Source organism: Brachybacterium sp. UMB0905 (genome assembly GCF_002871795.1).
Classification (GTDB): Bacteria; Actinomycetota; Actinomycetes; order Actinomycetales; family Dermabacteraceae; genus Brachybacterium.
Map to the genome: position 1 here is coordinate 194,054 of NZ_PNHL01000003.1, position 24,090 is coordinate 218,143.

Sequence of the window (24,090 nt, forward strand, 5' to 3'; positions counted from 1 at the left end):
AGGGCTCGCGCTCACGACGCGCTGTGGTTGCCGATCCGGTTCTCGAGCACCACGAGCAGCTGCACCGCGAGCACGCCCGCGACAGCCAGACCCAGCATGAGCAGCCAGTCCCCGCCCGGGGCGTGCAGGCCGCCGCCCTCGTCCTGCCAGGGCCACAGGCTCTTCAGCGCGCCGATCATGATCCCGGCAAGCACCACCATGGTGCCGCGGTGGTGGTGGACCAGCATGTACCGCATCGCCCGCACGATGACGATCAGGCCGATGACGGCCCACAGCCCGAACCAGGCGATGTACCCCAGATCCCGCTGGTCCACGGCCTGCAGGGTGGGCTGGTAGAGCCCCAGGCTCAGCAAGATGAAGGACCCGGAGATGCCGGGCAGCACGAGCGCGCACACGGCGATCGCGGCGGCCGGGGCGATGATCCACGGGCTCGGATCCAGGGAGGTGACGGGAAGGGAGGTGAAGACCAGCCCGCCGAGGACGCCGAGGGCGAACAGTCCCAGCTCCTTCGCGCGCCAGGCCCCACCGGACAGCCGCATCGGCACCAGCACGGACCCGGCGACGAGGCCGAAGAAGATCGCGCGCATGGTCGCGGGATAGGTCTCCACCAGGTGCGCCATCGGCCCGGCGATCGTGAGGACCGCGAGCGCCATCCCGATCACCAGCGGGATCACGAGGCGCCAGGAGACCCGGGCGAGGCTCTGCCGCATTCCGGCCACCCGATCCGGGCCGAGCACAAGGTTCTTCGCGGCGGACGTGAGGTGGTGACCGGAGGCGATGAGGTCGTCGTAGATCCCGGTGACCAGGGCGACGGTGCCGCCGCTGACGCCGGGCACGGTCTCCACCAGGCCGATCAGCGCGCCGCGCACGAGATTCCCGAGCAGGCTGCGGCGCGGCGCCGGCTGCTCCTCAGGGGCGGTCACGGCGGTGGTGTTCTCGGTGCTCATCGGCCCTTTCCCCAGTGCGGCGGGATCTCCCGGGTGATCCGGGCATCATCGGCGGTCGGTGTGCGGCGCGGGGCGCCAGCCTCATCCTCGTCGGGTTCTGCGGGCCAGTCCATCGGCTTGCCGGTGAGAGAGGAGATCACCACACGGGAGGGCCGACGGGGCCTCTCCCCCGTCGGCCGTGTCACTGCCGCTCCTGGTAGCGGCGGATCGCGGAGGACACCGAGACGTCCAGCAGCACGGAGCGCTGCTCGAAGCCCAGGAAGGCGCGAACTTCGGTGGCCAGGTGCTCTTCGAGGCGGGCGCGGCCGTCGGAGCAGATGTACTCCACCACCGCGTCGAAGTCCTCGCTCGAGTAGAAGGACAGGGGGTGGCCGGCGGGGATCTGCGGGCGCGGCAGGCGGTGGCGGATGGTGCCCACGCCCGACGGGGAGCTCGTGGACTCCTCGGCCTCGACCAGGCGCAGGGCCCGGTCCAGGGCGCGGCGAATCCGCTCGGCCTCGCCGTCGGGGTCGATGAACAGCGCCCAGGACCACACGCGCTCGGTGGCCCAGCCGGCCTCCTCGAGGCGCTGCGCCCGCAGGCGGTCGCGCTCACGCTGGCTAGGGGTGGCGACGTAGTGATCGCCGTCGGTGTCCACCGCGAGCAGCAGGCGGCCGGGCAGGTCCGGGTGTCCGAGCGCCAGCTCGATCCGGTCCTCCCCGGTGCCGAAGTCGCGTTCGATCAGCAGGCCCAGGCGGGCCAGGCGGTCGGCGAGGTCGTGGACGAGGGCGTCGGTCTCGAGCGGCCGCGGGGCGGAGTCCTCGGTGGGAGCCGGTTCCGGGTCCGACGTCGGCGCAGCGTCCGCCACCGGTTCCGCAGCAGGCTGCGCCGCGTCCGCGTCCGCCGGCTCCTCGGCCGCCTCACCCTCGTCCGCGTCCTCCGCGACCGGGCCCGCGGTCTTGCGGGCCAGGACAGCGTCGATCGCGGCATCGAGGTCCGCATCGGACATCGCATCCGGCGCTTCGGCGGGCTCACTGCCCGCTGCGGGGTCGTCGACCGCTTCCGGCTCCGTCCCCGTCGGCTCCTCGTCTTCCGGCGCGGGGGTGGCCTCTTCCACCACGGGTGGCGCCACCTCGGTGTCCTCCCCGGACAGCTGCGCCACCTGCGGCACCACGGGCACATCCGCGCCGCCCTGCAGCACCCACAGCAGGGCTCGCAGGTCGCGGGCGCCGTCGGTGCGCAGCCGGGCGTGGTCCAGCTCCTGCACCGCCAGGCCCGAGACGAGCGTGGTGCGGCCGCGGGCGCGGGTGATCACCGTGGCCAGGGCCTTGCGGCCGCTCGGCGAGGACAGCGGCCCGAAGTTGTGCAGCACGCGACCGTGCGGGGTCTTGCCGAAGCCCAGCGAGATGATCACGTCATCGCGCGTGACGGCGGCGGCCTGTGCGGCGGGCACCACGACGAAGGGCTCGGTCGCGGCGGGGTCGAAGAACTCGCGCAGCGCCGGGATCACCGCGACGGTGTGCATGATTCGCTCCATGAGGCGCCGGGCATGCGGTTCGGTGATGGTCAGCACCGCCAGGGAGCGTTCGGGCCGGGTGCGGGCATGCTCGATGACGAGGTCCGTGACGCGCCGCAGCTCCGCCTCGGTGCTCTCCACGTAGTCCCGGCCCTCGGTGACGGGGCCGCGGGCGTCCTCGACCACCAGCAGGCGGTCCTGTTCGAGGCCGACGGGGCTGGGCACGGTGCGGATCGGGCCCACCAGACCGCGGCGCTGCGCGAAGGCGCGCATGCCCTCGGTGGCGGGATGCGGGTCCCGCCGTACTTCATGGTGCGGGGCGATGCGCAGCATGTCCTCGAGCACGCTCGCGGATTCCTCGCCGCCGTACTCGAGGACATCGCCCACCACGATGGTCTGGGTGCCGCGCACGATCGAGGGCAGCGCGGCGGCCGTGGGAAGACGGCCCCCGTCGGCCACGATCACCACATCGAAGTGCCGTCCGCGCGGGATGACCTGCGGCACCAGGTACGGGGAGGCGAGCCAGGCGGGCCGGGCCGCGAACAGGATGTCCTCGTACTTCGCGGCGAGGTCGCGGATGGACACTGTGGAGGAGCGGGTGAGCTCCGCGATCGCCGAACGGGAGGTGTCCGGGTAGGCCTTCATCGTCGCCACGCGCGTCTCATCGGCGGCGGCATGCACGCGTGCGGAGGAGGCCGCGAGGTATTCGGCGTCCAGGCGGCGGAACCGTTCGGCCACCTGGGACAGGGAGGTGCCGTCGTACTGGGAGAGGGTCGGCTCGGCGCCCGCGATGAGCTCCAGGACGCTGCGCCACCAGGCGAGCTCCAGCTCATCGGTCACCTGCTCGCGCGGGACGCGGCGGGAGCGCAGGTCCTCGACCAGCTCTCCGAGGCCGTCGAAGCTCAGGCGGCGCAGCAGTTCGGTGCGGCGCGGCAGGGTCGCAAGGTCCTCGCGGGTATCGCGAAGTGCGGCGGTGCGGCGCTCGAGCTCCTCCAGCTCCGTGCTCGCGAGGTCGGTGCCCATCTCGGTGCCGTCCAGCAGCACCGCGAGCTCATCGAGGATCCTCTGGGTGTTCTGCGCGGCGCGGTGGACGGCCTCGAGGTCCTTCGGGACGCTGGGGCGGCTGCTGCGCTCCCCGGGGGCGGGGGCGGTGGCCTCCCGCCACTGGGCGTCTACGGCCCGCACTTCCAGCAGGTCGCGGTGCAGGTCCGGGGACAGCGCGGCGGGGCGCTGCAGAGCCTGGGCTTGTTTGCGCAGGCGGCGGCGGGTTCCGAAGCCCATCGTCACACCGTGCTCCTCGCGCCACTGCTTGTCCGCGGTGGCGGCCACGAAATCGGCCACGGGGGCGGAGAACACGGCGGGCTGGAATGTGGCGAGCAGCCCCTGGACGCGGTCCAGCAGGCGCAGGCGCCGCTGCAGCTGCTCGAGGGTAGTGGGCTCGGCGAGCCCGAGCTCGCTGCCGGCGGCGGCGCAGGCGCGGCGCAGCCGCGGGAGGGTCTCCTCATGCAGCTGATCCACGAGCTCTTCGGCGCGGGCGGCTTGGGTGTCGGAGCTGATGGGCGCGCCGTACCAGGCGCTGGTCTCCGGGCCCGCGGTCAGCACACCCACCTCAGCGGCCTCGCGCAGGGAGGCGGCGTAGCGCTCCCGCTCGGAGCCGACCATGCTCGCGGCCACGTCGGCGGGCAGACGCACGGCGGTGCGCGGGGCCGGGTGCAGGCGGGTCAGGGCGGCGAGGGCGCTGATCGCTTCATGCGCGGATGCACCCCAGGGCTCCTGCTGGCGGTGCATCGCCTCGACGTGCCCCACCAGGATGTCGCGGCTCTCGGTGAGCTCCGCGGGGGCGGCGTCGGCGTCGGTCAGGCCGTGGGTGCCGGCGCGGCGAAGGCTGCGCAGCAGGGCGGCGGAGGCGTTGCGCTGCAGCGATGGGTCCGGAGAGAGGTCGAAGACCAGTTCATCGAGGTCGCGCTCCTGGGCGGTGCGCACCAGCTGGGCGAGGTTGCGGCGGCGCTGGGAGACGATGAGCACGCTGCGGCCGCGGGCGTTGAGCTCCGCAGCGAGGTCCACCACGAGGTCGAGCCCCGTCGTGCCGGGGGCGACGGGCACGGCGAGGTCCTGCCCGGTGAGGACCTGTTCGAGCACGGAGCGATGCTCGGGGTCCACGGCCGCGACGAGCTCTTCCTCCGGGACGGTTTCCACCTGGGCCTGCTCGCGCTTCTCGCGCAGCGCGGCGGTGGCCTCGGCGTCCCCGGCGAGGGCGGCGATGAGGTCGCTGGCGGCCCAGTCCTCCTGGTCGTGGGCGAGATCTGCGGCGACAGAACCGGCGGCGTCCATGAGGTTCCCGACCACGAGGGCGTGGCGGATCGTGAAGCCGGGCAGCGGCTGGCCGAGCGAACGGAAGGCGTCGAGCACCGGGGTGGGGTCGAAGCCGTGGGGGCCATCGGTGGTGCCCAGCAGCGCGCGGGCATCGACCGCCACGCCGGAGTCGCGCAGGGCGCGCAGCAGCACGGGGTTCAGGTCCGCGGTGGCGTCGACCTCGAGGTCCACGTCCTCGCGGGCGTTGCCCCGCAGCCGCAGGGTGATGGGGCGCACGAGCACGGGGGCGTGGATCGGTTCGGATCCGTCGGCCGGATGCCAGATCGCCTCGCCGATGCCGAGGTGGCAGGTGGTCAGGCCCACCTCTTCGGCGTGCCGTTCGGCGATCTCGCGGATGGTGCGGGCGTGGGCGCGGGCGTCGGCGAGCGCCCCGACCTCGCGGACCAGGGAGGACAGGCGGGTGGGGCCGCGGCCGGCCAGCAGCTGGGCGAGCCCGGAGGGATGGGAGTGGGTGAGGTCCAGCACCACACCGGCGCCGCGGATCTGGGTGAGGAACGACGGGGCGGTGTCGTCACCGGCGATCTGCTGGGCCCAGCGATCCAGGGCATCGGCCACTCGGTCCTCACGGGTCAGGGGGCGGTCCGCAAGGCGCGGGGCGAGCAGCTCCGCCTCGTCCTGCTCGGGGGCGATCCCGGCGCCGACGTCCTCAGCGTGGGGATCCAGCACCACATCGACGTCGCTGTGCGGCACATCGGCAGCCGTCTCACCGCGGGGGCCCTTCCGGGCGGCGCGACCAGTGCGCTCGGCACGCTCGGTCTCGTCGGCCTGCGCCTGCTCGCGCTCGCGCTGAGCGGCGACCTCGCGGCGTTCCGCGGCGAGGGCGGACAGGGCGTCCTCGCGCCGCGTCGTCGGCTCAGCCGGGGACTCGGCGCGCTTCTCGGCACGCTTCTTGCCGCGCAGGAAACTCCACATGGCGCCTCACGCTACCGGGACAGCGGCCCCCACCAGCGCAGGCGTGCCGGGGACTGCTTCCGGTCCTCGTCACAGGGCCCCGCGCGCTCACACTTCGTGCAGCCGCACGGAGTTCTCCGCGAGGTGCTCGCGCAGGTCCGCGGGGACGGGCCCGGCGATGACCAGGTCGGTCAGCAGCGCTACGGGGCAGATCCCGGCGAGCGCCCGATGCCCGACCTTGTCGGCGCTCGCGAGGCCGACGACGCGGCGGGAGTGGCCGATCATCGTGCGGGTCACCCCGGCTTCGGCCTCGGAGTTGCAGGTGAGCCCGGCTTTCACATCGAGCCCTACGGTCCCGACGAACATGGTGTCCAGCCACAGGTCGCGCATGGTCGCAGTGGCCAGCGGACCGGTGAGCTCGAAGGAGTACGGCTCAGCGACACCGCCCAGGACGACGGTGCGCACGTTCGGGCGCAGCACCGCTTCGGTGGCGATGTTCAGCGCGGCGCAGACGATGGTCAGGCCCGGGCGTCCATCGCGGGCGTCGAGGTCGGGGCGGGCGAGGATGCGTCGGGCGGTGGAGCTCGTGCTGCGCCCGCCGTTGACGCCGATGATCTGCCCGGGCTCGACGAGGGCGGCGGCGCAGGTGGCGACGCGTTCACGGGCGGCGGCGGTCTCATCGGCCTTGCGCGGCCCGGCGGCCAGGGAGTAGGCGACGTCGACGGCGACGATGCCGCCGTGAGTGCGGCGGGCCAGCTGGGCGCGCTCCATCTCCACGAAGTCGCGCCGCACCGTGGACTCGCTGACGCCGAGCTCCGCGGCGACCTGCGAGACAGAGAGCTGCCGGGTGGCGGACAGCTGCGTCAGCACATGGTCCCAGCGGGCGCTGCGGGACATGCCGCGGGTGGCTGGTTCTGCGGGGGTTGTGGGGCCGGTGGGGCGTGTGGGGCTGTTCGGGGACGCGGGACCGCTCGCACTCACGCAGCGAGTATTGCTCAGATCATGGTCAGCTGCGGCGCTTCCGCGCAGTTTCGCGCACCCGTGCGGGTCATACCCAGGTCACGGTTGAATCACGAGAGGCCCATCGTTACGGTGACTGCGTCGCCCCGACCGGGGTGGTCACGCGAACGAAAGGACATGATCATGGGCTTCGACGACGCACTGAACAAGGCCAAGGGCTTCGCCGACGACAACCCGGACAAGGTCGAGAAGGGCATCGACACCGCCTCCGATCAGCTCAAGGAGCGCACGGGCGGCAAGCACGACGAGCACATCGACCGCGGCTCCGATGCCGCGAAGGACCACCTGGGCCTCGGCGGCCAGGACAAGAAGCAGGACAAGTGATCCTGTCGGCTCTCTGAGCATTCGACGAAGCCCCCGGCGCTGCGGCGTCGGGGGCTTCGTCATGCGCGGGCTCGCGCCCAGCGGCCCCCGGCTCAGCTGCGGCGGCGCAGGATGCCAAGCGCCGCGGCGATGACTCCGCCCACGAGGACCAGCAGAATCAGCCCCAGGACGGGCACGGACAGGCCCCCGGCATCGGAGGACTCCCCCGCGCCGGGCGTGGACTCCCCCGTCTCAGCACCGGAGCCGCCCGCCTCAGCCCCGTCGGCCGAGTCACCGTCGCCACCGGCAGCGGCGCCGTCGTTGCCGTCGCCGCTGTCAGAGCTTTCGGTGCCCGCAGCCCCGTCGTCCCCCTTGCCGGCCGGAGCTTCCTCACCCTGTTCAACGGTGATGGTGAAGGACCCTTCGATGGGGTGGCCGTCGCCGGAGACGACGCGCCAGGCGACGGTGTGGGTGCCGCGCGGCAGCGGGTCCTCGAGCGCGGCGGTGACGGCGGGTCCCTCGACCTGCGGGGTGATGTCGGCGAGCTGGGTGCCGTCCTCGGTGGTGATCCGTACGACGGGGCTGACGTCCAGCAGGTCGCCGGAGAAGGTGAGGGTGAGCTCCTCGGGGCTGGTCTCGAGGGAGGCGCCGTCCTCGGGATCGGTGCTGATGAGGGTGTCGTGCGCGCGGGCGGGTGCGGGCAGCGCGAGCACGAGCGCCAGCAGCACCGCAAGCAGCAGGCTGAGGGCGAGGGCGGGTCGCGGCCGCCGGTCCCCGGCCACGGAGGCCAGCGGTGTCCGGGGGCCGACGACGCGGATCAGCTGCGGGGTCATTCCTGCAGGTTACGCGAGGTTGCTGGGGATCTCGACAGCGTGCTCGAGCACGGGCAGGGCGCGGCGGGCCTGCGCCACTTCGGCGAGGTCCAGGTCCACCAGCAGCATTCCGGGGTCCGCCCCGAGCTCGGCACGCACAGACCCCAGGGGACCGATGGCGGCGCTGTGACCGATGCCGCGCGGGGCAGTGCCGTCGTAGCCCTCGGGCGCGGACTGGTCGGCGGCGAGAATGATGCTGGTGGAATCCAGGGCGCGGGCGCGCAGCAGCAGCTGGAGCTGCTCACGCTTGCCGGGGCCGGCGGCCCACGCCACGGGCACCAGGATCGCGTGGGCGCCGCGGCGGGCGAGCGCCGTGAACTGCTCGGGGAAGCGGATGTCGTAGCAGGTGGCGATGCCGAAGCAGGTGCCGTCCAGCTCGATCGTGACGAGCTGATCGCCGGGGGCGACGGTGCGGGATTCCCCGCTGCCGAAGGCATCGAACAGGTGGATCTTGCGGTACTCGGCGTGCGGGGTGCCGCCAGGGCCGCGCACCAGCACGGTGTTGTGGACGCGGCCCGCATCGGCGGGGGTGAAGGATCCGGCGACGATCACGAGCTGATGCTGCTCGGCGAGCTCCTGGAGGAGCGCATCGAACGCCTCGCCGCGCGTCACAGCAGCCTCGTGCAGGTCGGTGCCGAAGGGGGTGAGGACCGCTTCGGGCAGCAGGAGCAGCCGCGCTCCACCCTCGGCGGCGCGGGCGGCGGCCTCCCGGATCCGCTGCTCGGTGAGGTGCGGGGCCTCGCTCACCTCGATCTGCGCGATCGCGACCCGCGGCCCGGCGGCGGCACGGACCTCGCTGAGGCTGCGGGCGGTGTCGATGTCCGCGTCCTCCGCGCCGGTCGCCGCGCGGGTCGTGAGCTCGTCCGAGCCCAGTTCGGCGTATAGGCGCTTCATGCTCATACCCGCCCATCCGCCATCGGCGCCGCGGGTTGCCTCGAGCGCGGCGCGCAGGCGCCCGAGCGGCCAGGCGGCGGTGAGGAACTGGGTGCGGCCTGCAGCATCGATGAGGGCATGCACCCCCCCGGCCCGCGCGCCGTCGGCGAGCTGCGCGAGGGTTTCGGGGCGCAGCAGCGGCATATCTCCGGCGAGCAGCAGCACGGGCGCCGCATCCGAGAGCTCGCACAGTTCCTCGAGGCCGCGAGCGAGTGCCGCGGCGGGCCCGGAGCGCGGCGGGTCTTCGACCACGAAGGTGGCATCGTGCCGGGCGGCGAGCTGGTCCCCGTCGGCTGCGCGCGGTCCCACCACCACCCGGGGGCCGATGGGGCTCGCGCGCAGCACCCGCTCCAGCGCGCTCGCCCCGGCCACGGCGATGCGGGTCTTCTCCGTGCCGCCCAGGCGGGTCGCGGCGCCGCCGGCGAGGATCACGGTGGCGGTGTGAAGAGCGGACTGCTGTGCTGCGCTGGACATAGGTCGATCCTGCCACGGGCGGTACGATGGTCCCCGGTCCGCGCCCGGTTTGCGCACTGTGTAAGTCGGCGGCGGCCCATCAGCCCTCGTAGCTCAGGGGATAGAGCACCGCTCTCCTAAAGCGGGTGTCGGACGTTCGAATCGTCTCGGGGGCACTGGCGGAAGACCAGGTCAGTGCGTGATATCGGTCTCGCGGAATCGCTCCAGCACCTCGGCATACCGTTCCCGAGCGCGCGCCGAGGCAGCAGCGACCTTCCCGTCACCGCCGCGCCGTGCCGCGGCCTCGTGGATCGCGCGGATCACTGCCTCCTGCGGCGTGACCGCGTCGGCATCGGCCAAGCACGCGAGTGTCCGCTCGTCCTCCGCGGAGAGCTGCAACGTCATCTCTGTAGCCGCGCTCACCCCTCTCGGCGTCGCTTCTCGAACTCCTCGAGCCGCGTCCGCACCTCTCGGCGCAGGACCTTGCCCATCTCGTTGCGGGGCAGCTCGGCGAGCACATGGAACCGCCGCGGCACCTTGTAGGCGGCGATGCGTTCCTTGAGCCGCTGCCGCAGCGCCTCGACGTCGGGCAGCGCCCCGTCGGGGGTGACGATCGCGGCGATCACCTCTTCGGAGCCGTTCTCGTCCACCCAGCCCACCACGGCGCTTTCGAAGAAGCCCTCTTCGCGGATCGCGTCCTCCACCTCGGAGGGGTAGACGTTGAAACCGCCGGTGATGACCATCTCCTTGAGGCGGTCCACGATGCGGAGGAACCCGTTGTCGGCCATGACGGCGATGTCGCCGGTGCGGAACCAGCCGTCGTGGAACGCGGCGGCGGTCTCCTCGGGCCGGTCGCGGTAGCCGCCGAACACCTGCGGGCCCTTGGCGAGGATCTCCCCGGGCTGTCCGGGCTCGACCTCGCGCGAGGGGTCATCGGGGTCCACCAGGCGCAGGTCGGTGTCGGGGAACGGCAGGCCAATCGCCCCGGCCTCGCGGGTCTCGTCCACCGGGTTGCCGGCGAGGATCGGGGAGCACTCGGTCATGCCGTAGCCCTCGATGAGCAGCCCACCGGTCGCGGACTCCCAGGCGTCGATGAGCTCGGGCCGCAGGGACATCGCCCCGGCGATCCCGGTGCGGATGCCCTGCAGGGACTGGCCGCGCTCGTGCGCTCCCTGCACGACGCGGTCGAACAGCGGTGGCACGGCGATCATCATGGTGGGGGTGCGCCGCCGGATCGCGTCCAAGATCAGCCCGGTCTCCGGCTTGGGGATGAGGTGCAGCATTGCGCCGACGGTCAGCCCGGCGTTCATCGACAGTGAGCAGCCGAAGACGTGGAAGAGCGGCAGGCAGGCCATGAAAACTTCCTTGCCGGGCTGCAGCGGCGTCACCCATTCGATGGCCTGCGTCGTGGTCGCGAGGAGGTTCCGATGGGTCAGCGGCACACCCTTGGGGCGGCCAGTGGTTCCGGAGGTGTACAGCAGCAGCGCCACGTCCTCATTCGCGGGCCGGTTCGCGGCGGGGACGGACTCTGCGGCGCCGCGCAGCATGTCCGCGAAGTCAAGCGTCCCCTCCGGGGCGGGCTGAGACAGCTGAGCGCGGGACTGGCGGGCTTTAGCGATGGGCAGGCGCAGCAGCAGGCGCTTCGCCCAGGTCATCTCCTCCAGCAGGTCGATCGCGATGATCGTGTGCGGCCGGTGCTCCGCGGGCAGGTCGTGAATGGTCTGCGCGGCGGCATTCCACACGATCGCGACGTCCGCTCGATGGTCGGCGAACAGCGGCGCGAGCTCCTGGGTGGGGTACAGCGGGTTGTGTTCGACGACGGTGCCGCCGCATGCGAGGACCGCGTAGAACGCGACGACGTGCTGCGGGCAGGTGGGCATCAGCAGCGCGACCGTGGACCCGGGGCCCACGCCCAGGGCGTGCAGGCTCGATGCGACCTGCTCGACCTGCTCGCCGAGCTGGGCGTAGCTGGTGCGGCGGGCGAAGAAGTCCAGGGCGGGCTTGTCACCGTAGGTGCGCACCGCCTTCTCGAACTCGTCGATCAGCGAGCCGGAAGGATAGTCCAGGCCGCGCCGACGCACCCCGTCGGCGTAGGCGGAGCTCCAGCGATCCTCGGGCGTGGCCATGGCGGGTCCTCACAGGGGAGATGGACGAGAGGGCGGAGTGGCGGCGGCCGACGCTGGCCACCTGCGCAAAAGGTACCCGATACGGGCCGACGGGCAGCGGTCTCAGGCCGACTGCCCGGTCAGCTGATCCCGCACCTGCTTGCGCAGCACCTTGCCGAGCAGGGAGCGCGGCAGCTCGTCCACCACGTGCAGCGCGCGGGGCACTTTGTAGGCGGCCAGCTGCGCCTTCGCGAAGGCGCGCAGGTCGGCGAGGCTCGGCTCGTCCTCCCCGTCGGCCACCACGATCACCGCGGTGACCTCCTCTCCCCCGTCGGCCCGAGGGATGCCCACCACGGCCGCTTCGGCGATCGCGGGGTGGGTGAGCAGCACGTGCTCCACTTCGGTGGGTGAGACGTTGAAGCCGCCGGTGATGATCAGCTCCTTGGCGCGGTCCACGATGGTGGTGAAACCGTCGGCGTCCTGCGTGACCACATCCCCGGTGCGCAGCCAGCCGCCGGGCAGCAGGGTGCGGGCCGTCTCCTCGGGGTTCTCCCAGTAGCCGCGGAACACCTGCGGTCCGGCGACGATCAGCTCACCCTGCTCACCGCGCTCCACCTCACGGCTGGGATCCTCGGGGTCCACAACCTTCATGTCGGTGGAGGGGAAGGGGATGCCGATGGTGCCGGTGCGGCGCGAGGGCGCGAAGGGGTTGCCGAGCAGCACCGGGGACGCCTCGGTCATGCCGTAGCCCTCCACGAGCAGGCCGCCGGAGACCTCCTCCCAGTCCTCGACGATCCGGTCGGTCAGAGCCATCGCGCCGGAGATGCAGTACGTCGCCGAGGAGATGTCCACGCCGCGTTCCTTGGCGCGGGCGGCGGTGCGCTCGTAGATCGGCGGGACCGCGCAGTACACGGTGGCCGGGGACTTCTTCCACGCATCGAGCACCATGTCCACGTCGAACCGCGGGAACAGGACGATTCGGGCGCGTTTGAGGATCCCGAAGGTGAGGTAGAGCGTCATGCCGAAGGCGTGGAACATCGGCAGCAGTGCGTAGATCGTCTCCCGGCCGTCCTGCGCCTCGATCATCCAGGCGGCGCCCTGCAGGGCGTTGGAGTACAGGTTCCGATGGGTGAGCATCGCGCCCTTGGGCCGTCCGGTGGTGCCGGAGGTGTACTGGATGACCGCGAGGTCCTCGAGGCCCGGGCGCGGGTGCTTCCGGGCGATCCGCCCTCCGGCCAGGAGCTTCGACCACGGGACGGTGCCGCGCACCCGGGTGTGCAGGGCGCGGCGCTTCGCCCGCAGGGACGGGATCGGCAGGCTCAGGGCCAGGCGCTTCACCAACGGGAAGGCCTCCAGCAGGTTCACCGAGACGATGTGCCGCACCGTGATGTCCGCGGGCAGGGCCTGGACCTTGTCCACCACGCTGTCCCAGGCGATGACCACTTCGGCGCGGTGGTCCTCGAACAGGTGGCGGATCTCCGGTGCGGTGTACAGCGGGTTGTGCTCCACCACGACGCCGCCGATGCGCAGCACGGCGTAGAACGCGACGAGGTGCTGGGGGCTGTTGGGCAGGATGAGCGCCACCCGGTCCCCCGGCTTCACGCCAAGGTCCAGCAGACCCTGGGCGGCGCGTTCGACCTGCTGGCCGAGCTCGCGGTAGCTGGTCGTGGCGCCGAAGAACTCAAGGGCGGTGCGGCGCCCGCCGCGGGAGACGGCGTCCTCGAGCATCTCCACGAGCGAGGTGGTGGGCGGAGTGATCTGGGCGGGCACGCCCTGCTGGTAGTGCCGGGTCCAGGGGTGCGTCGGTGTGCTCACGCGCCAATCTTACGCGAGCGTAAGTTGCGTCGGAGGGCGTAGCTCAGCCGGCCTTCCGCTCGGCCGCGAGGCGTTGCTCGACCGAGGGCCAGATCCGCTCCAGCAGGTCCTCGCTCGTGACCACGCCGCGGATGCGGGCGGGCCCGTCATCGGGCACCACGACGGCCAGCAGGCGGCGCTGGGTGCGCATCTGCTCGACGGCTTCCATGATCGTGGTGGATTCGCGCAGCTGCAGTGTCTGGATCGCGAGGTCCGCGGCGGGGGTGGCGGGGTCGGCCAGGAGCGTGTCGCGCACATGCACCATGCGCACCTCACGGTGCCCGTCCGCGGTGCTCGGCCCATCCGCGGTGCCCGGTCTGTCCGCAGTGCTCGGCCCGTCCAGCGGCGGCGGTTCCAGCAGGATGCGGAAGTGGCCGGATCGACGCGCGGCCTCTTGGACGTCGGAGACGGTCGCATCCGGCGCCACCGCGGTGGGCCGGACGGTGCGCGGGGCGATGATGTCTCCGACGCTCGTCTGGTGGAGGCTGATGAGGGTGCGCAGCTGATCACCGGAGGTCTCATCGAGCACGCCCTGGGCGGCGGAGTGCTGGACGAGGGTGGCGAGCATATCGGCGTCGTATCCGCGGGCGACGGCGCGATCCACGGGCTCCTCCCCGGCGAGGGACACCAGGCGGTTGGCCATGTGGTTGATCCAGCTCAGCAGCGGGCGCAGCACGGTGACGATCGTGTTGCCCACCGGGGAGACGAGCTTCGCGGCGGTCTCGGGGTGGGCGATCGCCCAGGACTTCGGGGCCATCTCCCCCACCACGAGGTGCAGGAACGTGACGATGAACAGGGCGATCCCGAAGGAGACCGCGTAGCTGGCGGCGGCGGGCAGGCCGATGGCCTCCAGCACGGGCCCCAGCAGCTGCTGCACCGCGGGTTTGGCGACCGCGCCGAGAGCGAAGGTGGCCCCGGTGATGCCGAGCTGGGCGGCGGCGAGCATCATCGTCAGCTGGTTCTGGGCGCGCAGGGCGGCGCGGGCCGAGCCGGAGGATTCCGCCTCCTCCTCGAGGCGGGAGCTCCGGGCGGCCAGCAGCGCGAACTCGATGATGACGAAGAACGCGGAGATGACGATGATCAGCGCGGACAGGGGCAGGGAGAGGAACCAGGGCATCAGCGAGTCTCCTCCCCGTCGACGGCCACGGATCCGGTGGCGCGCGGCTCGCGGCCCCTATCGCCGTCGGCCTCGCCGGCCTCACCGCGCCCGTCGCCCTCGCCGGCCTCGTCGCGCTCGTCAGTCTCGCGAGCGTCCTCATCGCCGGGCCGTTCGGGCTCGATGAGCTCGGCGCGCAGCACGGAAGGCACGTGGTGGTCGATCTCCTGGACGGTCAGGCGCAGCAGGCGGGCCTCGGGCTCATCGTCCTCGAGGAAATCCTCGCCCTGGGCAGGCAGCTCCACATCGTGCGTCTGCCCCTCTTCCGGGAGGGAGCCGTACTCGGCGATGAGCAGCCCGGCGACGGTCTCGTACTCCCCCTCGGGCAGGTCGGAGCCGATGGCCCGTTCGAGCTCGTCAACGTGCACGTCCCCGTCGAGGATCCAGGTGTTCTCCCCGGCAGCGGTGATCTCTTCGGTCTCCTCCTCGTCATCGTGCTCGTCCACGAGCTCCCCGAAGACCTCCTCGGCGATGTCCTCCATGGACAGCAGTCCGGTGAAGCCGCCGTACTCGTCGATCACGCAGGCCAGGCGTTCGCTGCGGCGGCGCAGCTCGGAGACGGCATCGGGCAGGCTCATGAGCTCCGGCAGCACGCAGGGCTCGCGCATGATCACGGTGACGGGCTCATCGGAGGCGTGCGGGGTGCTCATCACATCGAGCATGTGCACCACGCCGACGGGGTTGTGCTCCTCGTCGATCACGGGGTAGCGGGTGTGCTCGGTGGCCATGAGGGTGCGGACCTCGCCGATGGTGGTTTCGGGGTCCACGACGTCGGCGCGGGTGCGGGGGATCATGGCGTGCTCGACGTCCTGCTCGGGGAAGTCGAGCATGCGGTCGATGGTCAGGAACTCCTCATCGGTGAGGTCCCCGGTCTCGCGGGAGGTGGCGACGATGTGCTCGAGGTCCTCGGCGGTGGCGGAGGAGTCCACGTCCTCCACCGGCTGGATCCGCACGAGCTTCAGGAAGCTGTTGGCGGACCAGTCGAAGAAGTGCACGATCCAGCCGAACAGCAGCAGGTAGATGCGGGTGGGGCGGGCCAGCACGAGCGCGGACTTCATGGGCGCGGCGATCGTGTAGTTCTTGGGGAACAGCTCGCCGAAGATCATCTGCACCACGGTGGAGATGAGCAGCGCGAGGACGGTGCCGACAGTGACGGAGACCGCGGCGGGCACGCCCACATCTCCCAGCAGCGCGCCGAGACCCTCGCCGACGAAGGGCTCGGCCACGAAGCCCACCAGCAGGCCGGTGACGGTGATGCCCAGCTGTGCGCCGGAGAGCATGAAGGAGGTGCGCTCGGTGATCTTCAGGGCGGCCTGCGCGCGGCCGTCACCGCTCTCCGCTGCGGTGCGCAGGCGGTTGCGGTCCACCGACATGTAGGCGAACTCCTGGGCCACGAAGAAGCCGTTGGCCGCGATGAGCGCGAGGATGGCCAGCCCGCCCAGGAGGACGAACCCGATGGCTGTCGTGGTGCTCACCGCCGACCTGCCCGGAAAGGATCGGGTTCGGGGCGTTCAGCGCACTCCATGGGATATGTGGCACCTCGGGGGTCGGCGGCAGGAGCTGGTGGTGCGCGCCCATGGGGCGCCCGCTCAGGCTATCAACGGGCACCCGGGAGGCGGCTGTGATGTCTCGCGCCGACGGGATCAGTCGGCGGCCGCGGCGATCTGCTCGAGCTGGGTGCGGTCGCGCAGGGCAGTCCAGCGTCGCCCGGAGTCGCTCAGGCCCTGTTTCTTCCAGCGGGACATGACGCGGGAGACGGATTCGGCAGTGGACCCGGCGAGACCCGCGAGGTCCGCACGGGACAGCGGCACCTCGAGCAGCACGCCCACTTCAACCCCCCTCACCATCCGGAAACCCGCCACGAATCGCCGGAACAGCCTGCACCTTTTACTTGGGCTTGACTTTCTTGACGGCCACTTGGCACAGTGTGCGCTCGTACGGCACGGCCCCGGGTGGAACCGCCGCCCCCGTGCCGCCCGAAGGGGAACGACATGAGCTCGACCACCACGACGCAGCGCACCCGCCGCGTCCTGACTCTCGCCGCTGCTGCTGCCCTGCTGGGCCTGAGCGCCTGCGGCGGCTCCCCCGAGGAGCCCGCCACGCAGGACCCCGCGCCCGCGCAGGAGCAGGAGGGCGGCACGGGCGAGGACACCGATGACCGCGACGACTCTGACGACTCGGATGAATCTGACAGCTCTGATGACTCCGCCGCAACGGACGATTCGGATGCCGATGATGCGGACGACGACGCCGACGGTGACGACGGGGACGTCGATGATCAGGCCGGCGGTCAGGTCCCGGTCGAGGAGCGCCCCTTTGTGGCGCTGACCGCCGATGTGACTAGCGGCGAGGGCAGCGGTGCGCCATGGGCGGCCGATGATCTCGCGGCGGCGCTGGCTGCCGAGATCGGCGGGGAGGACGCCGAGGGTGCGGCGACCTGCAAGAACGACCTCTCGCTCAGCCCGGGGTCCCGGGTCGTCTGCAGCGCCTACCCGAACACCCCGGACGGTGAGGCCAATACCGAGCAGGTGCCGTGGACGGCCTACACGGTCTCGGTGCCCGTGGACGGCGGGCCGGGCGCGGGCCGGGGCGTGCTGTTCGTGCGCGGCGGCGGCTTCCCCGCGGACGCCGCGGACGATCTGGATATGGACGACGTCATGTTCACCGGCAACCGCACGGGCTCGATGGCCCTCGCGGAGGACATCAGCGCCAAGGACCTGGGGCAGCGTACACTCGATGCTCTGACCTCGGACACTGCCCTGATCGATGCGCGCCAGACAGCGGACTGGAAGAAGGTCACCTGCGAGGACGGCCTGAGTGCGAAGGGCTATGAGGTGGCCGACTGCACGGCGAGCACGGGCGACGGCCGGGAGGTCGATCTCAAGGTCGCCCCGGGCACCTGGGTGGGCTATGACCACGGTCTGCTGATCGGGATCTCGGTCGAGGACGTTGTGGAGTGAGTCCCGCGGATGAGGTGACCTCTGCGTGAGCGCAGCGTGACGGCGCGTCGCACCGAGCGGTGCGGCGCGCCGTTGCTCGTTCAGCCCACCGCCCGTTCAGCCCAGGCGTTCCTGCAGGATCCCGAGGAACTCATCGGCTCGCTCCACCTGGGCGGCGAGCTTCTCGCGACGTTCGCGGGCGTCGTCGAGCCGCGCCTCCAGGGCGGCGCGGGCCTGCTGGCGACGCTCCCCATCGGCCGCCTCATCCTCGAGCACATCCAGCAGCTCCAGCAGTTCGCCCATCTCCGCGGTGGAGTAGCCGAGCGCCTTCATCCGTCGGATGGTCATCAAGCGCCGCAGGTCCTCCTCGGTGTAGAGGCGGAAACCTCCCTCAGTGCGACCGGTGGGCGGGATCAGGCCGATGGCCTCGTAGTGCCGCAGTGTGCGGGAGGACAGCCCGGTGCGTTCGGCGAACTGGCCGATGTGCATGTTCATGGGGCTCCTCCTCGAGTCCTCGCGCACCCTCCCGACCCCTCGTATTCGGACAGGTCAGCACCATGTGGGCAAGCGCACGGGGCTGGGCTCTCGGCGCAACCCTAACAAGCGGTTAAGGTGGTGCTGAACCTTCTCATCGCGTCAAGGTTTGCTCTCCCCCGCCACCGTCGGCTCCTGCCGTCGCTGCACCCTGCCCTGACCCGCTTCTCGGTCGCTCCTCTACTTTTCCGCCTGCCGCCGTCGGCCCCGTCTCTTCTCCCAGGAGTCTTCTGTGCCTGCCGCCCCCGCGCCCACCACACCGCCCGCGCACGTCCCCACCCCGGAGGAGCGCCAGAGCGTCCTGGCGGCCCTGCGCCGTCCCGCGTGGCTGAAGACCGAGGTGCTGGCCGGCCTGGTGGTGGCGCTCGCGCTGATCCCGGAGGCGATCGCGTTCTCGATCATCGCGGGCGTGGATCCGCGGGTGGGACTGTTCTCCTCCTTCACCATGGCGGTGACCACGGCGATCCTGGGCGGTCGGCCGGCGATGATCTCCGCCGCGACCGGTGCGGTGGCGCTCGTCATCGCCCCGCTCGTGCGGGATTACGACGTGGACTACATGATCGCCGCGGTGATCCTGGCGGGCGTATTCCAGGTGATCCTCGCGCTGCTGGGCGCGGCAAAGCTCATGCGGTTCATCCCGCGGCAGGTGATGGTCGGCTTCGTCAATGCGCTCGCGATCCTCATCTTCCTCTCGCAGGTGCCGGAGCTGCTGGGGGTGCCGTGGCTGGTGTATCCGCTGCTGGCGCTGAGCCTGCTGATCGTGTTCGGTCTGCCCAAGCTGACCACGGCGGTGCCGGCGCCGCTGGTGGCGATCGTGGTGCTGACGATCATCGTGGTGGCTGCGCGGATCGAGGTGCCGACGGTGGGCGACAAGGGCGAGCTGCCCAGCTCCCTGCCCACCCTGCTGATCCCCGATGTGCCGTTCACGCTCGAGACCCTGCGGATCATCGCGCCATACGCGCTGGGCATGGCGCTCGTGGGGCTCATGGAATCGCTCATGACGGCGAAGCTCGTGGATGACATCACCGATACCCGCTCGGACAAGACCCGCGAGTCCTGGGGGCAGGGCGTCGCGAACATCGTCACCGGCTTCTTCGGCGGTATGGGCGGCTGCGCGATGATCGGCCAGACCATGATCAATGTGCGCGCCTCGGGCGCCCGCACGCGCCTGTCCACGTTCCTAGCGGGCGTGTTCCTGCTGATCCTCGTGGTGGCCCTCGGCGACATCGTCGGGCTGATCCCGATGGCTGCGCTCGTGGCCGTCATGATCTTCGTGTCCGTGACCACCTTCGACTGGCATTCGATCCACCCCCGCACCCTCGCCTACATGCCGAAATCCGAGACCACGGTGATGGTGGTGACCGTGGTGGGCACGGTCGCGACCGACAACCTGGCCGTCGGCGTGGTGCTCGGCGTACTGGTGGCGATGGTCGCCTTCGCACAGCGCGTGGCGCACCTGGTGCACGTGGAGCGCACCCTCGAGGAGCGGGCCGACGGGACCGCGGTGGCGCGCTACACCGTGGACGGCGAGCTGTTCTTCGCCTCCTCGAACGACCTGTACATGATGTTCCGCTACGCGGAGGACCCGCAGCACGTGGTGATCGACCTGTCGAACTCCCACCTGTGGGACGCCTCGACGGTGGCGGCCGTGGATGCGATCACGGAGAAGTACCACCGCCACGGCACCGAGGTCGATGTGGTCGGGCTGAACAAGGCCAGTCGACGCATGCGGGTGCGGCTCGCGCACCTGCGGTGAGGCGCACTCCCACTACCCTCCTGGCATGACCTCTTCCCCGTCCGCTCCCCCGCCGCAGCCCCGCTCGACCCCGCAGCGGCGACGCTTCGACGCCACGTGGCTGCCCTTCGGGATGATGATCGGCTTCATCCTGGGCATGGGGATCGGCCTGGTGGTGGTGGACAACCTGTTCCTCGGCGCCCTGGTGGGCCTTGCGGTGGGCGCAGGCCTGGGCATCGCGCTGGGACGGCGCGGCAGCGTCCCGGACAGCGCCGCGGAGGAGGACGCGCTCGATGAGGAGCACCGCCGCGCCCACGGCGACCACGTTGCCCCGCGGCGCCCCGATTCTGGGCGCTGACTAGCGATCTCTGGGCGCTGACCAGCGTTTTCTGGGCGCCGACGTGCGCTCCTCCCTGAGGTCTCCGCGCGGTGCACAGAATCTTCACCCAGCCACCGCAGCGATGTCATGAATATTCCTTGCCCCCCTGACCCTTTGGCCCCGTGTGTCACGGACCGCCGCGGCTCGGTCCACGACGGGAACGCCGTCTCCGAGTCGCTGAGGAGGGACAACAGCCATGACCACAGCACACATCGCACGACGTTCGCGTGCCGCGCTGGCACTGGCCGCCTCGACCGCGCTGCTGTCACTGGCAGCCTGCGGGACCGACACCGCTGCCCAGGAGGAGGATGCTCCGGCCGAGCAGGCTGAGCAGTCCACGGGCGACGGTGGGCAGTCCAACAGTGGGGGCGAGCAGTCCGGGGACGGTGCAGGGACCGGCACGGGTGCGGGCGAGGATGAGGCCGCGGCGGGCCAGGGGGACCCGACGCGCATCGTCCTGGCTGCCGACCTCGAGGGCCAGGGCTCGGTGTGGGACATCGTCGTCGCACCAGGCACCTACGTCGACAACGACAACGGTCTGCTGGTGGGCATCGGCAGCCCGCACGACATCTGATCCCACGAGACACCGCAGCGCCGTGACGGCGCAGCCCGTCGGCTGCCGACCCCGGCCGGTCAGGTCCCTCACCCGGACCTGACCGGCCGGGGCGTGCCGTCGTACGGTATCCATGGCGACGTCCGCTGGGGGCGCGCCCGAGCCCGGGACGACCCGCGGCGCGCTGACCGGGGAGGACGGCCTCCGAGGAGGACCGCATGACCCCGCCTGATGCCCCGGGTGCACCGTCTTTCGCTGCGGCGCTGCGCCGCATCCTGGACCGTCCCGCGCTGACGCGGCTGCTCATCGGGTGGGGCGCCGTGCTCGCTCTGGCTCATGCGGCACCCGCTCTCGTCGGCCCTCTGCCGGGCTTGGCGCTCATCGCGCTGTTCGGGGCCGTGGTCGCGGTGATCGTCATCGCCGCCGGCGGCGTGGTCGCGCAGGCGGAGGCGCTCGCGCAGCGGCTGGGCGACCCCTACGGCACGCTCGTGCTGACGCTCTCGATCGTGGTGATCGAGGTGATCCTCATCGCCGGGGTGATGCTGGGGCCAGGGCAGAGCGCCACCATCGCGCGGGACTCGGTGATGGCGGTGTCGATGATCATCATGAACCTGGTGCTGGGGCTGTGCCTTTTGATCGGCGGGCTGCGGCAGGGGCAGCTGGCGCTGCAGCGGGTGGGCACCTCGGCGTACCTCGTGCTGCTGGTGCTGCTGGGGGCGACGGCCTTCGCCCTGCCCGCACAGATCGGGGAGGCGGGGCAGTTCCGGTCGGTGCAGGCGGTGGTAGTCGCGGCGTTGACGATGGGGCTGTACGCGCTGTTCCTGTGGCGGCAGATGGGGGCGCAGGCCGCGGAGTTCCAGGAGGTGGAGTTCCGGGAAGCGGTGGATGCGCCTGCCCGCCCGCCCCTGCGCACCGTCCTGCGGGAGCATCGCGCGGAGCTGCTGCTGCGCACGGGCCTGCTGGTCGCGACGGTGCTGCCAATCGTGCTGCTGGCCGAGCACATGGCGGCGCTGGTGGAGGATGGCCTGTCCCGGCTGGGGGCACCGCACGCGCTCGCCGGGCTGCTGATCGCGATGATCGTGTTCACCCCGGAGTCGCTGACGGCGGTGAGGGCGGTGCTGGGCGGCGAGGTGCAGCGCGTGGCGAACCTGTGCCACGGGGCGCTGGTGTCCACGTACGCCCTCACGATCCCGACGGTGCTGCTGCTGGGGCTCGTGACCGCCGCGCCGGTGGTGCTCGCGGAGTCCGGGGCGAATCTGCTGCTGCTCGGGGTGACGTTCGCCCTCGCGGCGATCTCGGCGGCCTCCCCGCGGGTGACGGCCGTGCACGGGGCGGCGCATCTGATGCTGTTCGCGCTGTACGTGCTGGCGCTGTTCGCCTGAGCGCGGCGCGGCGAGGGGGCGGCGGGAGCGAGGGCGGTAGGCTCGCGATGTGAATGCGACGACGCTGCTGATCCCCACCGATGACGGCGACCTGCCCGGCCTGCTGTGGCTGCCGGAGAACCTCGAGGAGCCGGTGCCCGGTCTCGTGGTGCTGCAGGAGATCTTCGGGCTGTCCGACTATGTGCAGCAGCGCTGCGCCGATCTCGCGGCCCTGGGGTACGCGGTGCTGGCCCCGCAGCTGTTCGCGCGCCTGGACCCGCCGGTGGTGGGGGTGCCCGACGGCGAGGATTTCGAGGCCTGGCTCGGGGAGGGTATGGCGCTGACGCAGGCGCTGCCGTGGGATCGGGCGGAGGCCGATGCGCTTGCGGCGCTCGCGGCGCTGCGGGCCCATGGCGTGGTGGACTCCGAGCGGGTGGGCCTGCTGGGCTTCTGCTACGGCGGCGGCCTGGCCTTCTCCACCGCGGCGGCGGCGATCCGGGAGCAGCGGCCACCGTCGGTCCTGGTCTCCTACTACGGGTCCGCGCTGCCGCAGCTGCTGGAGCACGCGGAGATCGTGGATGTGCCGAGCCTGCATCACTTCGGGACCGCAGATGCGTTCATCGAGATGCCGATGGTGGAGCAGATCCGTGCGGCGGTCACCGCCGACGGCGCGCGCGAGCAGGTCGAGTTCCGCCTCCACGATGGCGCAGGGCATGCCTTCGACAACCCGCATCCGGGGCTGTTCGACGCCGATGCGGCCGAGGCCGCCTGGCAGCAGACGGTGGCGTTCCTCGCGAAGACGCTCCCCAGCCGAGGCTGAGGAGCGTCGCGAGGCTGTTCGTCACAACCCGTCGGCCCTTTCCGCTCCGTCGGCCCTCTCCACCCCGGCGACGGGGACCTCCCGGCCCTCGCGCGCCGAGGCGTAGCAGGCGTCGATCACGCGGGCGCGCCGCAGCGCAAGGGAGCCGTCATGCGCGGCGTGCTCACCCGAGCGGACCGCGGCGAGGAAGTCCGCGATCGCGCCGGCGTGGCCGCGGTCCTCGCCGGGGGCGGGGTGCAGCTCGGCGGGCGTGCCGGCCACCTCGGTCCACACGGTGATCTTCGGGCCGGTGGGCGCGCCCCATTCGATGGTGGCCCCACCCTCGTCGCCGTAGAGGGTGACGTAGCACAGGTCGTGCGGGATCCACTGGGCCCAGGACGCCTCCAGCAGCACGGTCTCCCCGCCCTCGAGACGGAGGAAGGCGGTGGCGAGGTCCTCGACCTCGAAGGGCACGCCCTCCTCCACGGCGGAGACGCCGAAGCCGGAGCCGCCGCGGCCCTTGGGGCCGAATTCGGCGTGGGTGCTCGCGGAGGCCGCGGTGACCTCGGGCTCGCCCATGAGGTGCAGGGTCATGTCCAGCATGTGGATGCCGATGTCCATCATGGCGCCGCCGCCGGAGCTCTCGGCCTTGGTGAACCAGGTGCCGAGCCCGGGGATGCCCTGTCGGCGGATCCACCCGGTCTTGGCGTAGTAGATGGAGCCGAGCACACCGGCGTCCACGATGTCCTTGAGCGCCGTGACGTCTCCGCGCCGACGGTGGTTGAAGGAGACGTCCAGCACGCGTCCGGTGCGGCGGGCTGCCTCGACCATCTTGGCGGCGGCGTCCCCGGTCTGCGCCATCGGCTTCTCGGTGAGGACGTGCACGCCTGCCTCGAGTGCGGCGGTCGCCATCGGGGCATGTAGGAACGTGGGGGTGGCGATGGAGACGACGTCGAGCCGGGCTTCGGCGAGCATCTGCTGCCAGTCCTGGTAGAGACCCGGGACGTCATGCTCGGAGCCGAAGCGGTCCAGCAGATGCTGCTCCATGGCGGACAGCGCCACGAGCTCGACGGAGGGATCAGCGGCGTAGGCAGCCAGGTGCTGCTGCCCAGCCCACCCCAGACCGATCACCCCGGCGCGCAGCGGGCGGGGGTCAGCGGGGCCGACGGGGGCTAAGCCAGTGGTGGCGGCGCTGTCGGCGGGGTCGGTACCAGCAGAGGCGGTGCCAGCGGGGTCGGGGGCTGCGGTATTGGGGGCGGGGGTGGCGTCGGTCATCGGGGTCCTTCACGGGTGGTGGCGAGCAGGCGCAGCGGAGTTGTCCCGCAGGCTATCGCTCCTGATCCGTGCGCGACGAAGCGTCCGTCCCGAGCTACCACGGTGGGTCGATA

Annotated in this window: 21 protein-coding genes and 1 tRNA gene; 8 read left to right on the forward strand and 14 right to left on the reverse strand. The window is 71.7% G+C overall.

Going from position 1 to position 24,090, the window contains the following annotated elements; genetic code table 11:
• Positions 1–11: 11 nt before the first annotated feature.
• From CJ197_RS03905 to CJ197_RS03920, 4 genes are all read right to left on the reverse strand, one after another.
• A complete protein-coding gene (locus CJ197_RS03905) occupies positions 12–947 on the reverse strand; it encodes a DUF368 domain-containing protein (protein WP_102235439.1) in 936 nt (311 codons plus the stop codon).
• Complete coding sequence (locus CJ197_RS03910) at positions 944–1,132, reverse strand: hypothetical protein (RefSeq protein ID WP_102235440.1); 189 nt, start codon at positions 1,130–1,132, stop codon at positions 944–946. The genes CJ197_RS03905 and CJ197_RS03910 overlap by 4 nt, the downstream gene beginning before the upstream one ends.
• A complete protein-coding gene (locus tag CJ197_RS03915) occupies positions 1,129–5,727 on the reverse strand; it encodes a hypothetical protein (protein WP_102235441.1) in 4,599 nt (1,532 codons plus the stop codon). Before CJ197_RS03915 ends, CJ197_RS03910 begins: the two co-directional genes overlap by 4 nt.
• A gap of 87 nt (positions 5,728–5,814) precedes the next feature.
• On the reverse strand, positions 5,815–6,603 hold the full coding sequence (locus tag CJ197_RS03920; RefSeq protein ID WP_102235442.1) for a DeoR/GlpR family DNA-binding transcription regulator: 789 nt from the start codon (positions 6,601–6,603) through the stop codon (positions 5,815–5,817).
• A gap of 246 nt (positions 6,604–6,849) precedes the next feature.
• Between CJ197_RS03920 and CJ197_RS03925 the strand changes: the two genes are divergently transcribed.
• Positions 6,850–7,050: an antitoxin gene (locus CJ197_RS03925; protein ID WP_102235557.1), complete on the forward strand. Its 201-nt coding sequence runs from the start codon at positions 6,850–6,852 to the stop codon at positions 7,048–7,050.
• Between the two features lie 92 nt (positions 7,051–7,142).
• Here the strand turns inward: CJ197_RS03925 and CJ197_RS03930 are convergent, their stop codons facing one another.
• Together CJ197_RS03930 and CJ197_RS03935 are read right to left on the reverse strand one after the other, a co-directional pair.
• Complete coding sequence (locus tag CJ197_RS03930; protein ID WP_102235443.1) at positions 7,143–7,862, reverse strand: copper resistance CopC family protein; 720 nt, start codon at positions 7,860–7,862, stop codon at positions 7,143–7,145.
• Positions 7,863–7,871: 9 nt separating this feature from the next.
• On the reverse strand, positions 7,872–9,308 hold the full coding sequence (locus tag CJ197_RS03935) for a nitrilase-related carbon-nitrogen hydrolase (RefSeq protein ID WP_102235444.1): 1,437 nt from the start codon (positions 9,306–9,308) through the stop codon (positions 7,872–7,874).
• 82 nt (positions 9,309–9,390) lie between these two features.
• Here CJ197_RS03935 and CJ197_RS03940 point away from each other — a divergent pair.
• Positions 9,391–9,463, forward strand: a tRNA-Arg gene (locus CJ197_RS03940).
• A 16-nt stretch (positions 9,464–9,479) separates the two neighbouring features.
• Here CJ197_RS03940 and CJ197_RS03945 read toward each other — a convergent pair.
• From CJ197_RS03945 to CJ197_RS03970, 6 genes are all read right to left on the reverse strand, one after another.
• Positions 9,480–9,692, reverse strand: coding sequence for a CopG family transcriptional regulator (locus CJ197_RS03945; protein WP_102235558.1), 213 nt, complete (start codon positions 9,690–9,692; stop codon positions 9,480–9,482).
• 14 nt (positions 9,693–9,706) lie between these two features.
• Entirely contained in the window at positions 9,707–11,413 is a 1,707-nt protein-coding gene (locus tag CJ197_RS03950; protein ID WP_102235445.1) for an AMP-binding protein, read from the reverse strand.
• Between the two features lie 102 nt (positions 11,414–11,515).
• Positions 11,516–13,207 carry a long-chain-fatty-acid--CoA ligase gene (locus CJ197_RS03955; protein ID WP_102235446.1) on the reverse strand — a complete coding sequence of 564 codons (1,692 nt, stop codon included), beginning with the start codon at positions 13,205–13,207 and terminating at the stop codon, positions 11,516–11,518.
• 43 nt (positions 13,208–13,250) lie between these two features.
• On the reverse strand, positions 13,251–14,363 hold the full coding sequence (locus CJ197_RS03960; protein WP_199173864.1) for a CNNM domain-containing protein: 1,113 nt from the start codon (positions 14,361–14,363) through the stop codon (positions 13,251–13,253).
• Complete coding sequence (locus tag CJ197_RS03965; RefSeq protein WP_199173865.1) at positions 14,363–15,877, reverse strand: hemolysin family protein; 1,515 nt, start codon at positions 15,875–15,877, stop codon at positions 14,363–14,365. Before CJ197_RS03965 ends, CJ197_RS03960 begins: the two co-directional genes overlap by 1 nt.
• A 168-nt stretch (positions 15,878–16,045) precedes the next feature.
• Entirely contained in the window at positions 16,046–16,249 is a 204-nt protein-coding gene (locus CJ197_RS03970) for a helix-turn-helix domain-containing protein (protein WP_102235448.1), read from the reverse strand.
• A gap of 144 nt (positions 16,250–16,393) precedes the next feature.
• Here CJ197_RS03970 and CJ197_RS03975 point away from each other — a divergent pair, with 144 nt between their 5' ends.
• Complete coding sequence (locus CJ197_RS03975; protein ID WP_102235449.1) at positions 16,394–17,362, forward strand: hypothetical protein; 969 nt, start codon at positions 16,394–16,396, stop codon at positions 17,360–17,362.
• 96 nt (positions 17,363–17,458) lie between these two features.
• Here CJ197_RS03975 and CJ197_RS03980 read toward each other — a convergent pair whose 3' ends face one another.
• Positions 17,459–17,830, reverse strand: coding sequence for a MerR family transcriptional regulator (locus tag CJ197_RS03980; protein WP_102235559.1), 372 nt, complete (start codon positions 17,828–17,830; stop codon positions 17,459–17,461).
• Positions 17,831–18,107: 277 nt separating this feature from the next.
• Here CJ197_RS03980 and CJ197_RS03985 point away from each other — a divergent pair, with 277 nt between their 5' ends.
• From CJ197_RS03985 to CJ197_RS04005, 5 genes are all read left to right on the forward strand, one after another.
• Positions 18,108–19,631: a SulP family inorganic anion transporter gene (locus CJ197_RS03985; RefSeq protein WP_102235450.1), complete on the forward strand. Its 1,524-nt coding sequence runs from the start codon at positions 18,108–18,110 to the stop codon at positions 19,629–19,631.
• A 25-nt stretch (positions 19,632–19,656) separates the two neighbouring features.
• Positions 19,657–19,968 carry a hypothetical protein gene (locus tag CJ197_RS03990; RefSeq protein ID WP_102235451.1) on the forward strand — a complete coding sequence of 104 codons (312 nt, stop codon included), beginning with the start codon at positions 19,657–19,659 and terminating at the stop codon, positions 19,966–19,968.
• Positions 19,969–20,185: 217 nt separating this feature from the next.
• Complete coding sequence (locus CJ197_RS03995; RefSeq protein ID WP_102235452.1) at positions 20,186–20,563, forward strand: hypothetical protein; 378 nt, start codon at positions 20,186–20,188, stop codon at positions 20,561–20,563.
• A 197-nt stretch (positions 20,564–20,760) separates the two neighbouring features.
• Positions 20,761–21,924, forward strand: a complete 1,164-nt coding sequence (locus CJ197_RS04000) for a calcium:proton antiporter (protein WP_102235453.1) — start codon at positions 20,761–20,763, stop codon at positions 21,922–21,924.
• A gap of 49 nt (positions 21,925–21,973) precedes the next feature.
• A complete protein-coding gene (locus CJ197_RS04005) occupies positions 21,974–22,723 on the forward strand; it encodes a dienelactone hydrolase family protein (RefSeq protein WP_102235454.1) in 750 nt (249 codons plus the stop codon).
• Positions 22,724–22,744: 21 nt separating this feature from the next.
• Here CJ197_RS04005 and CJ197_RS04010 read toward each other — a convergent pair whose 3' ends face one another.
• Complete coding sequence (locus tag CJ197_RS04010; protein ID WP_102235455.1) at positions 22,745–23,977, reverse strand: Gfo/Idh/MocA family protein; 1,233 nt, start codon at positions 23,975–23,977, stop codon at positions 22,745–22,747.
• Between the last annotated feature and the right edge of the window lie 113 nt (positions 23,978–24,090).